Source organism: Saccharomonospora xinjiangensis XJ-54 (genome assembly GCF_000258175.1).
Classification (GTDB): domain Bacteria; phylum Actinomycetota; class Actinomycetes; order Mycobacteriales; family Pseudonocardiaceae; genus Saccharomonospora; species Saccharomonospora xinjiangensis.
Genome location: NZ_JH636049.1, coordinates 103,838 through 116,220 on the forward strand (window position 1 = coordinate 103,838; position 12,383 = coordinate 116,220).

Annotated in this window: 1 pseudogene; it reads right to left on the reverse strand. The window is 73.1% G+C overall.

Going from position 1 to position 12,383, the window contains the following annotated elements:
• Positions 1-349 precede the first annotated feature (349 nt).
• Positions 350-12,383 (reverse strand): annotated as a pseudogene (locus tag SACXIDRAFT_RS22800) (type I polyketide synthase); the annotation flags it as partial.

A 12,383-nucleotide genomic window follows, 5' to 3' on the forward strand; every position in this document is an offset into this window, starting at 1 on the left:
CACAGCGGGCGGGAGTGCCGCAGCAACTTCCAACACGACTACATCGTCTGGTTCAGCGCCGGTAACACCACCCAGGTCCCCTACACCCGAGTTGGCCACTCCCGACGGCAGTGGGTGCTGGGTCGGTGTGGGAGCGTGGCCGAACGCTGCTGTTCCGTCGGTCCCCGACTCAGCGGTGAGGCTTTGAACCGAGCCGATCGGTGAAGGGTGTCCCGCGGCAATCCGCGCGGTAGGTCGCCGGTCCGATTTCCGGATTCGTCGTCGCGTCGCCGGAGAGCGGGGCCGCCCGGTCGATCGAGCGGCCCCGCCACTGCCGTCACGTGATCGAGGAGTCCAGCCACGCTCGCACGGCCTCGGCCGTCAGGGCGGCTTGATCCTCCATCATGCTGAAGTGGTCCGCCGCCACCTCGACGACGTCCTCGGCATGGGGCCACCAGCTCTGCCAGTCCGCGTCCGCGACCTCGGTGCCGGCGATGTCCCCGGGAAACTCGACCGCCCGGACGAGCAGCGTCGGCGCGGCGGTCGCGATCGCCGGGCAGTCGGCGATCAAGGTGGAGTACCCCGCCATGGCAGTGAGGCGGACGTCGTTCACGGCGCCGCCGGTGAGGGCGACGAACTCCTTCTCCTTCTCCAGGAGCTTGTCGGACAGCACTGGCACGATCGCCGCCGCCTGCTCGGATCTGGCGGGCGAGGTGTCCAGGAGGACGACGGCGGCCGCGGGTAGTCCGACCTCCTCAAGACGAGCGGCCACGGCGTTGGCGATCAGGCCGCCGCCGGAGCGTCCGACCAGGACGAACGGTTCCTCCCGCACGCACCGCCGCACCGACTCCACGTGCAGTTCGACGAGAGCGTCCACCGTCGCGGGAAGCGGCTCCTCCGGGGCGAAGCCCGGTGCGGGCAGTGCCCAGACGTCGCGGTCGCCTCGGAACGACTCCGCGAAGCGGCTGAACTCGTGGACCCCGCCCAACATGCTGAACGACGGGAAGCAGATCAGCGGCGACGGCCGCCCGCCGCTGCTCAGCCGAACAGCGGCGGGCGCGGACGCGAGCTCGGCCGGGGCGGTGAACGTCGGGCGGAGGTTCGCCACGGCCGCGAGCAGCAGCCTGCCGTCCTCGATTCGGCCTGCGTGGAACGCCTGGTGGTAGAGGGCGGTGATGCCGCCGAGCGACCCGGTCCGCTCGCCGGGCAGCTCGGGCTCGGCTGCGGACCTCACCGTCGCGGTGGTCGCCTCCCCGCTGTGCTCCGCCAGCCTGCGCAGCAGATCCTCAACCACCTCGGCCACCGTGGGCACGTCGAACACCAGTGTGGCGGGCAGGACCAGGCCCGACAGCTCGGCGAGGGCGTTGCGCAGTTCCACCGCGGTCAGCGAGCCGACCCCCAGTTCGGCGAAGGACCCATCCTCGGGGACCGCGTCCGGGCCGCTGTGGCCGAGCACCTTCGCCGTGACGGTGCGGACGATCCGCAGCAGTTCGACGCGACGGTCCTCGGCCGACAGGGCAGCCAGCCCGGCCGTCGTCTCTCCCGCAGACGGCTGCCTGCCGCGCGCCGCCGATCGCGGCCCGGAGCGGACCAGGCCGCGCAGGATGGCAGGCACGTCGTGGCCGGCCCAGCTCGCCAGCGTCCGGCCGTCGAGGTGCATCGGCACCAGCGCGGCGTCCTCGGCGCGGAGGCATCGATCGAACAGGGCCAACGCGTGGTCGGTGGACAGCGCCCTGATTCCGCCGCCAGCCAGCCGCGCCTGATCGCCGCCGTGCAGGTCGGCCGCGAGGCCGTCCGGTTCTTCCCACAGCCCCCAGGCCAGAGACTGCCCGGGAAGCCCCCTGGCGCGGCGGTGGGCGGCAAGGGCGTCCAGGAAGGAGTTCGCCGCCGCATAGGCCGCCTGTCCCGGTGTTCCCATGACCCCCGCGGCTGCGGAGAACAGCACGAAGCTCCGGAGGTCCAGATCTCGAGTGAGCCGGTGCAGGTTCCATGCGCCATCCACCTTGGGCCGCAGCACGGCGCCGAGACGCTCGGGGGTGAGAGCCGTGACGACGCCGTCGTCGAGCACGCCCGCGGTGTGCACGATCCCCCGCAGAGGATGGGCGGCGGGCACCTCGGCCAGCAGTCTGCGCACCTCCGTCGGGTCGGCGACGTCACATGCCCGGATCGTCACCCGCGCGCCGAGTCCGGTCAGTTCGGCGCTCAGGGCGGCGGCCCCGGGCGCGTCCGGTCCCCGTCTGCCGGTGAGCAGCAGGTGACGCACGCCGTGCTCGATGACCAAGTGGCGGGCCAGCCGGGAACCCAGCGCGCCGGTGCCACCAGTGACCAGCACCGTCCCGTCGGCCTCCGCGTCGGTCGCCTCCGCGCCGCCGTCCGCGATTCGCTCGCCCTGGCCGCTCTCGCCGGCGGCCGGGTCACGACCGGCGCCGAGGTCCGAGGGTGCGGCCCTCGCCAGCCGGGACGCCAGGACCTCACCGCCGCGCACCGCCAGGCACGGCTCGGTGTGGCCCGCGAGCGTCGTCAGCGCCGATCGGAGGGCGGCGGGCGTCGCGTGTTCGTCGATGTCGAGCAGCGCGATACGAGCCGGGTGCTCTGCCTGCGCCGAGCGCAGCAGCCCCCACAGCGTGGCCGCGGCGAGATCGGTGACGTCCTCCCCCGCTCGGGCCGCGACGGCGCCTTGGGTCGTCACCACGAGAGTGGCCGCGCCGAAACGCTCCTCGGTGAGCCACGTCCGCACCGTGTCCAGCGCGGCAGCCACCCCGTCGTGCAGTCGCCTCGCCAGATCGGCGGGGAGGTCCCCGAGGTCCCTGAGGTCCCTGAGGTCACCGCCGTCGGGCCGTGCCGACCACGGCAGCAGCACCGCGGCGGGCACGGGAACGGGAAGCGCCGTCAGCGACTCGACCGTGTCGAGATCGGCGCCGAGGCGATCGGCGAACCGGGGCCGCTCGGCGGCGTGTCCGGTGAGGACGACCGGTCGCAGGTCCCCCGAGACGGGCTCGACCCTCGTCCACTCCAGCCGGAACAGCGAGTCCCGGTGTGCCTGGGCCGCCTCGTCGCGTAATGCTCCGCTGAGCGGGCGAAGCACCAGCTCCGCCACCGAGGCCACCGGAGAGCCCGTCTCGTCGGCCACGAGGATCGAGACGCCGCCTCCTGCCGAGCGCAGTCGCACCCGGAGGCGGCTGGCTCCCACCGCGCCCAGCCACACACCGCTCCAGGAGAACGGCAGCCGCGTGTGCTCTCGCGCCTTCTCCGCCGGGGCACCCGCGTGGTCCGAGTCCGCGGTCTCGTCCCCGCCCAGCAGCCAGACCGCGTGCAGTGCCGCGTCGAACAACGCCGGGTGCACGGTGAAGCGCTCAGCCTCACCCACCGCGTCGGCTGGCAGCTCGACCTCGGCGAACACCTCGTCATCGCGACGCCACATGCCCCGCAGTCCCTGGAACACCGGGCCGTAGTACAGCTCGGCCTCGCCGACCATCCGATCGTAGAAGCCCTCGGTCGAGACGGCCGTCGCGGCCTCGGGCGGCCACGAGACGAGTGTGGAGTCGCCCGCGATCGGAGCTGCCGGGGCCAGCACGCCGCCGGCATGCCGCCGCCAGGCTGTGGGGCTCGTGTCCTGCTCGTCACGGGCGTAGACGGCGACGGAGCGACGGCCCTGATCGTCCGCCGCGCCGACCGCGACCTGCACCGCGACGGCGTCGTCACCCGACAGCACGAGCGGAGTGTGCAGGACCAGCTCCTCGATGCGATGGCAGCCGACCTCGGCGCCCGCCCGCAGCACCAGATCGACGAATCCGGTGCCCGGGTAGATCACCGATCCCGCGACCACGTGATCGCCGAGCCACGGGTGTGTTGGCACCGACAGCCTGCCGGTGAGCAGGCTTCCTCCGACGTCGGGCAGGTCCACGGCCGCACCGAGCACCGGGTGGTCCGCCATGGTGAGACCGAGGCCCTTGGTGCCGAGCGAGGTTGCGGTCGGGGGGCCGAGCCAGTAGCGCTCGTGTTGGAAGGCATAGGTCGGCAAGTCCACCCGGCGTGCTTCTCGGCCCGCGAAGCACGGGGACCAGTCAACCGCGATGCCGTGGGTGTGCAGCGTCCCGGCCGCGAGCAGGAAGGACCTCGCTGCGGGCCGATTCCGTCGCAGGGTGCCCTGCACGAGCGTCCGGCGCTCGGGCGCGGCGTCCTCCAGGATCTGCGTCAGGCCCATGCCCAGGACCGGGTGCGGGCTGACCTCGAGGAACGTCGTGTGGCCCCGGCTGAGGCAGGCCCGGATCGCGGCGTCGAACTCCACCGGTCGCGCCAGGTTGCGGAACCAGTAGTCGGCGTCCAGGTCTGCGGGACCCACCGGGGCGCCGGTCACGGTGGAGATTATCGGGACGGCGCCGGACTGCTCGGTCGGGGTGAGCGTGCCGACCAGTTCCGGGAACTCGTCCCGCAGGACCTCGGTCTGCGGCGAGTGAGAGGCGTAGGCGATGTCCACCCGGTCGAAGCGCACCGCATCGGCCACGCACTCGGCCCGCAGCTCGTCGAGCGCCGTGAGATCACCGGAGACGACGACGGATCTCGGCCCGTTGCGGCCCGCGACAACCAGTCGGTCGGCCCACCGGGCGATCCGGGTCCGAACGTCCTCGACTGTGGCCGCGATCACGGCCATCCCTCCTTGGCCGACCAGCCGGAGCACCGCTTTGCTGCGCAGCGCGATGAGTCGGGCGCCGTCGGCGAGGGACAGTGTTCCGGCCACGCAGGCGGCGGCGATCTCCCCCTGGGAGTGGCCGACCACCGCCGCAGGTCGGACCCCGTGGCAGGCCCACAGCTTGGCCAGGGCCACGGCCATCGCCCACAACACCGGCGAGACGACGTCGGCCCGCGCCAGCAGTGCGGACTGCTCCGCATCGCAGAGCACCGCACGCAGCGACCAGTTGACCCACGGAGCGAGGGCACGCTCGCACTCGTCGATGCCGTTGGCGAAGACCGGACTCGTCTCGATCAGCTCCGCCGCCATGTCCGCCCACTGGGAGCCGTGCCCGGAAAAAACCATGACCGGCCGCGTCTCGGTCTGCGTGCCCGCGGCGGGCGGGACGAGTCCGGAGGCGACGTCCGCCAGTCCGGCGAGCAGCTCCGCCCTGTCGTCACCGACGACGACGGCGCGGCTTGTCAGCGACGCCCGGGTCGTGATCAGCGAATACCCGACGTCGAGCGTCGAGAACTGCGGCTGGCCGGTCAACCTGGCGTGCAGTGCCTGTGCCTGCGCCCGCAGCGCCTGGGGCGTGCGGGCTGAGATCACCCAGGGCGTTGGCGATGTCCGGCTGGGGACGGCGCCCTCGGACTCGCGCTCGGCGACCGCCGTGCGCGCCTCGCCGTCGGCCGGGCTGTCAACGACCTCGAGGTGATCGACGACCGCCAGGTCCTGTTCGAGAATGAGGTGGACGTTCGTGCCGCTCAGACCGAAGGCGGAGACCGCCGCCCTGCGGGGGCGGCCGACCTCGGGCCAGGGCTGCGGCTCGGTGAGCACCCGGACCGCTCCCGAAGACCAGTCGACGTGCGGCGTCGGCTCGTCGACGTGCAGCGTGGCCGGCAGCGTCCCGTGTCGCAGCGCCTCCACCATCTTGATCACGCCAGCCACGCCCGCCGCCGCCTGGGTGTGGCCGATGTTGGACTTCACCGACCCCAGCCACAGCGGGGCGTCGGCGGCCCGGTCCGCGCCGTAGGTGGCGAGCAATGCCTGCGCCTCGATCGGATCACCCAGCCGGGTCCCGGTGCCGTGTGCCTCCACGACGTCAACGTCCGAGGGCGCCAGGCCCGCGTTGGCCAACGCCTTGCGGATCACGCGTTGCTGCGCCGGTCCGTTCGGTGCGGTGAGCCCGTTGGAGGCGCCGTCCTGATTGACCGCCGACCCGGGCACCACGGCCAGCACGGGGTGTCCGTGTCGCCGCGCGTCGGAGAGCCGTTCCACGACAAGCATCCCGACGCCCTCGCCCCATCCGGTTCCGTCCGCGGCGTGGGAGAACGCCTTGCAGCGGCCGTCATCCGCGAGGCCGCCCTGGCGGGCGAACGCGGCGAAAACGCCGGGTGAGGACATGACGGTGACGCCGCCCGCGAGGGCGAGGTCGCACTCGCCCGTGCGCAGTGCCTGGCCGGCGAGATGCAGTGCCGTCAGCGAGGAGGAGCACGCCGTGTCAACGGTGACCGCGGGACCCTCGAAGCCGAAGGTGTAGGCGAGGCGACCGGACAGCACGCTGCCCGCCGCGCCGGTGAGGATGTAGTCGGCGCCGAGCGCGGGCTCGCCCAGCAGCGCGGTCGCGTGTTCCTGAGCGGTGCCGCCGACGAACACGCCCGTGTCGCTGCCCCGCAGGGCCTGCGGGTCGATGCCCGCCCGCTCCAGCGCCTCCCAGGTGGTCTCCAGCAGCAGTCGCTGTTGCGGATCGGTCGCCGCCGCCTCCACAGGGGCGATGGAGAAGAAGGCGGCGTCGAAGCCCGCGACGTCGTCGAGGAAGCCTCCGACGACCGAGGACGTCGTCGCGTCCGACGGCGAGCCGGGGACGCCCGCGAGCTGCCAGCCTCGGTCGGCCGGGAACGAGGTCATCCCGTCCACCTGCTCGGACACCACGCGCCAGAGATCCTCCGGACTGTGCACCCCGCCGGGGAAACGGCATGCCATACCCACGATCGCCAGCGGCTCGTCCGCTGCCGGCCGGGACGCCACCACCGACGTCCCGGCGCCGTCACCCGAGGGGACGCCGCTCAGCTCCGTGCGCAGATATGTCGCGAGCACCTCGGGCGTGGGGAGGTCGAAGACGAGCGTGGCCGGCAGCGGCAGGCCTGTGGCCAGGCCGAGCCGTTCCCGGAACTCGATGGCCGTCATGGAGTCGAATCCGGCCTCCTGGAAGGAGCGATCGACCGAGATCGCCTCGGCGTCGGCGTGGCCGAGGACTCGCGCGGCCTCCGTGCGGATCGTCTCGATCAGCAGCGCCCGCCCCTCGGCCTCGTCGGCCGCCGACAGGCGCGCCCGCAGGAGGTCGCCCGCCGTCGAGGAGTCGTCCGAGCCTGGTGCCGGGTCGTTCGTCCGGGCCAGCCCGACGGAGAGCACGTCGAGCAGCGGACGACGGCGGGCGATGGCGAAGGCGGGGATGAACCTGGCCCAGTCAACGTCGGCGACGGCGACGGTCGTGTCGCGGGCGTCGACGGCCTGCGCCATGGCCGTCATGGCGAGTTCCGGTGCCATCGGGGTGAGGCCACGCCGGAGGAGAGTCTGCTCGGCGGCCTCGTCAACCATGCCGCCGCTGCCCCAGCCGCCCCAGGCGATCGACGTGGCGGGCAGCCCCTTGGCCCGGCGATACTCGGCGAAGGCGTCCAGGAAGTTGTTGGCCGCCGCGTAGGCGCCCTGGCCCGCACTGCCCCACACCGCGGAGACGGAGGAGAAGAGCACGAAGGCGTTGAGGTCGAGTCCCCGCGTCGCCTCGTGCAGGTTGACCAGGCCCGCGACCTTGGGTCGCAGCACGGTGGCGAGCCGGTCGACGGTCAGCTCCTCCACGGGGCAGTCGTCGATGACGCCCGCGGCGTGGACGACTGCGGAGAGCGGTCGATCGGCCGGGATGCTCGCGATCAGGTCCCGCACGGCGGCCGGGTCAGCCAGGTCGCAGGCGGCGATCGTGACGCGGACGCCGATGCCTGCCAGTTCCAGTTCGAGGTCCTCGGCGCCCGGAGCGCTGCGGCCTTGGCGGCTGACCAACAGCAGGTGCTGCGCCCCCTGACCGGCCAGCCAGCAGGCGACGTGACTGCCGAGGGCGCCGGTGCCGCCCGTGACGAGCACCGTGCCGCTGGGGCGCCAGCCTGGTCCCCCGTGCGCGGCGGGCGGCGCCGGGACGAGCCTGCGGACGAAGACGCCGGAGCGGCGCACGGCGAGCTGATCCTCGTCTTCGACGCCGGCGAGGGCGGCGACGAACCGCTCCGCCGATCGGGCGTCGAGCGTGCCGGGCACGTCGATCAGACCGCCCCAGCGGTCGGGGCGCTCCAGCGCGAGCACGCGACCCAGGCCCCAGGTCAGTGCCTGCGCCGGGCTGCGCAGCGGATCGGAGTCGCCCACCGACACCGCGCCCCGGGTGACACACCACAGCGGTGCCCGCAGGTCGGCGTCACGCAGCGCCCGGACCAGAGCGGCGGTGGCCGTCAAGCCGACGGGAACCGTCGATGCGTCCTGATGGGCGGTCTCGTCCAGCGCGAGCAGGGACACCACGCCAGCGATCGGTCCCTGCGCCGTGGAGCGCAGCAGTGCGGCGGTCTCGGCCGGGGCCGTGCCGGATTCGAGGACGAGCCGGACCACGTCGGCACCGGCTTGGGACAGCAGTCGCGCGATATCTGGATCCGAGGGCGATCGACTTGCCTCGGCGGCGGGCTCCACCAGAAGCCACCGACCCGTCAACAGCGATCCCGGGGACACGGCGACCGGCTGCCAGCTGACGCGATACCGCCACGACTCCACCGTGGACATCTCGCGTCGGCGACGTCGCCAGGCCGCGAGCATGGGCAGCACCTCGTGCCACGGCGCCTCCGCGTCCACGTCCAGGGTCGTGGCCAGGCCCGTCAGGTCCTCCTCTTCCACCTGACGCCAGAACGCGCCGTCGTCGAGGCCCGACGACGGCCGCGGGGCATCGGGCTCGGTCACGCGGGGATCGAGCCAGAACCGCCGCCGCTGGAACGCATACGTCGGCAGGTCGAGCGCTCGGACGTCCTGACCAACGAAGGCCGAGGCCCAGTCGAGGGCAGGCCCGCGGGCGTGCAGCCCGTCGAGTGCGGTCAACAGGGACTCGAACTCTGCGCGGTCGCGGCGCAGCGCGGAGACGCCGAGCACGCCGGGAAGGGTGTCACGGACCATGGGAGTCAGGACGGCGTCCGGGCCGAGTTCGAGGAACGCGGTGATGCCGTCGGCGCGCAGCGTGTGCAGTCCTGCCATGAAGCGGACCGCGTCCCTGGCGTGGCCGACCCAGTACGCCGGGGTGCGGAAGTCCTCCGCGGCGAACTCACCCGTCCGGTTGGACACGACTGGCAGTCGCGGCGGGTGGAACTCGACACCCGCCAGCACCTCGGCGAACTCGGCGAGCATCGGGTCCATTCTCGGCGAGTGGAAGGCGTGACTGACCGGCAGCCGACGGGTGCGGCGGCCTGCCGCCGTCCAGTCCGCCACAAGACCGTCGAGCACCTCGGCGTCGCCGGAAACCACCACCGAGTCGGCGGTGTTCACCGCCGCGATCGACACGCGGTCCGTCAGGCCAGCCAGCGACTCGGCGACGGCGGACTCGGTGTCGCGGACCGACACCATCGCCCCGCCCGAGGGCAGCGCCTGCATCAGCCTGCCGCGCGCGGCGACGACCGCGCAGGCGTCGGCGAGCGACCACACCCCGGAGACGTACGCGGCGACCAGTTCCCCGACCGAGTGCCCGCCGACGGCGGCGGGGCGCAGGCCGAAGGACTCCACGAGCCGGAACAGCGCCACCTCGAGCGCGAACAGGCAGGCCTGGGTGTAGCGGGTCTCGTCGAGCAGGGCGGCCAGCGGGGAGCCCTCCTCCGCGAAGGCGATCTCACGCAACGGCGTGTCAAGCCGGGTGTCCAGCTCGGCGCAGACCTCGTCGAAGGCGTCGGCGAAGACAGGGGACGTCTCGTACAGCTCACGGCCCGTGCCGGGCCGCTGGGCGCCCTGGCCGGTGAACAGCACCGCCGTGCGCAGGTCGGGGCGGTTCCCTCGGGCGCCGCCGTCCACGGTGCGACGCCCCTCGGCGAGGTCGTCCAGGGCAGCCAGTCCGTGGTCGAGGTCCGGGGCGAGCACCACGGCGCGACAGTCGAGCACAGCTCTGGTGGTGGCCAGGGAGAAGCCGATGTCGGCCGGGGACTCGCCGGGACGGTCCGTCAGGAAGGCGCGGAGCCGCGCGGCCTGGGAACGCAGACCGGCCTCGCTCTGCGCGGAGAGCACCCACGGGACGACCGACGTCGCGGGGGCGACGGCCGCGGGGCTCGGGCCGGTCGCGGTCGGCGGAACCGTCGGCGGCTCCTCGAGGATCAGGTGGGCGTTGGTCCCGCTGATGCCGAACGACGACACCCCGGCCCGGCGCGGCCGGTCCGCCCGCTGCCATGATCGAGGTTCGGTCAGCAGCCGCACCGAGCCCGCCGACCAGTCGACCTCGGGGGTGGGCTCCTCCACGTGCAGCGTCGGCGGCAAGCTCGCCCGCGTCATGGCGAGGACCATCTTGATCACGCCCGCGACGCCCGCGGCGGCCTGGGTGTGCCCGAGATTGGATTTGACCGAGCCCAACCACAGCGGGCGCTCCGCGCTCCGGCCTCGACCGTAGGTGGCGATCAGGGCCTGCGCCTCGATCGGATCGCCCAATCTGGTGCCCGTGCCGTGAGCCTCGACGACGTCGACGTCGTCGGTGTTGAGCCGCGCGTTGGCCAGCGCTTGGCGGATCACCCGCTGCTGGGCGGGACCATTGGGGGCGGTCAGTCCGTTGGAGGCGCCGTCCTGGTTGACGGCCGATCCTCGGATCACGGCCAGGACCCTGCGCCCGTTGCGCCGGGCGTCGGAAAGACGTTCGACCAGCAGGACACCTACGCCCTCGGCGAAGCCGGTGCCGTCGGCGGCGGCGGCGAAAGCGCGGCAGCGGCCGTCCGCGGCCAGCCCGCCCTGGCGATGGAATTCGAGGAGCCCACCGGGCGTGGACATGACGGTCACACCGCCGACCACTGCGAGGTCGCACTCACCGTTGCGCAGCGACTGCGCCGCCAGGTGCAGCGCCACCAACGAGGACGAGCACGCCGTGTCCACCGTCATCGCGGGCCCTTCGAGGCCGAACGAGTAGGCGAGCCTGCCGGAGAGCACGCTGGCCGTTCCGCCGGTGCTCAGGTATCCCGCCGCCGCCGAGCCCGCTCGCACGAGCAGGTTCGCGTAGTCCTGGTTGTTGGAGCCGACGAAGACCCCGGTGGCGGTGCCGCGCAGCGACTGAGGGTCGATGCCCGCCCGCTCCATCACCTCCCAGGAGGTCTCCAGCAGCAGCCGCTGCTGCGGGTCCATGGCCGCCGCCTCACGCGGCGCGATGCCGAAGAGGGCCGCGTCGAACCCGGCGACGTCGTCGAGGAAACCGCCGGAGCGGGGAGCGTCGGCCTCCGCGTCGAGGGAGCCTTCTCCGGTGAGCACGTCCCAGCCCCGGTCCTCCGGGAAGGGCGAAATCGCGTCACGCCCTTCGGCCAGCAGGCTCCACAGCTGTTCGGGAGAATCGACGCCGCCGGGGAAGCGACAGCTCATGGCGACGATCGCGACGGGCTCGTCCGAACCCGCCTGCTCCGTAGGGCGGTCGTTCTCACTCGGTCCGCCCGCCAGGTCGGCGCGCAACCGCGCGGCCAGACCGGCTGGCGTGGGGTGGTCGAACAGGAGGGTCGCGGGCAGCCGGAGGCCGGTCACGGCGTTGAGCCGGTTGCGCAGTTCGACCGACGTCAGCGAGTCGAAGCCGAGTTCCCGGAACGCCCGTTCATCTCCAACGGCCTCGGCCGAGGAGTGCCCTAGCACCGAGGCGGCCTCGGCGCGGACCAGATCGACGAGCAGCCGGTCCTGGTCCTGGATCGACAGCCCGGCCAGTCGGCTGGTGAGGGAGCCGCCCGCGGCGGCCGTCGGCGCGTCGGCGGCTCCGGGCGCGGCCGGCGCGGTTCGCAGATCCGGCAGGTCGCGGAACAACGGATGGACGGTGCCAACCTGTGCCGCCAGCCTGGACCAGTCGATGTCCGCCACGGACAGGAGGGTCTCGTCGTGGTCCAGGACCTGGCCGAGGACGGTCAGCGCGGTCTCCGGGTCCATGTCGATGGTGCCGCGCCGCCGCAGCTGCTGCTCTACGGCGTCGTCGGCGATACCGCCGCCAGCCCAGTGTCCCCAGGCGACGGAGGTCGCGGGCAGTCCTCGCGCACGCCGGTACTGGGCCAGCGCGTCGAGCACGGCGTTGCCCGGTGCGTACGTGGCCTGGCCGGGAATCCCCAGCGAGCCCGCGAGGGAGGAGAAGAGGACGAAGGCGGCCAAGGGACGGTCAGCCGTCAACTCGTGCAGGTTGATCGCGCCGCGCACCTTCGCGCCGTACGCGGCGGCCAGCTTCGCGTCGGTGACGGCGTCCACCAGCGCGTCGTCCAGCACGGCGGCCGTGTGGACCACCGAGGTCAGCGGCCGGTGTGCCGGGATCGCGTCCAGCGCCGCGCGCAGCTGGTCCTTTTCGGCGATGTCGCAGGCGAGGATCGTCACCTCGGCGCCGAGTCCGGTCAGCTCGGCACGCAGGTCCTCAGCACCCGGCGCCGAGGAGCCCCGGCGACTGAGCAGCAGCAGATGCCCGGCGCCCGCACGGGCCAGCCACCGGGCGACCGCCGCGCCGAGTGATCCGGTG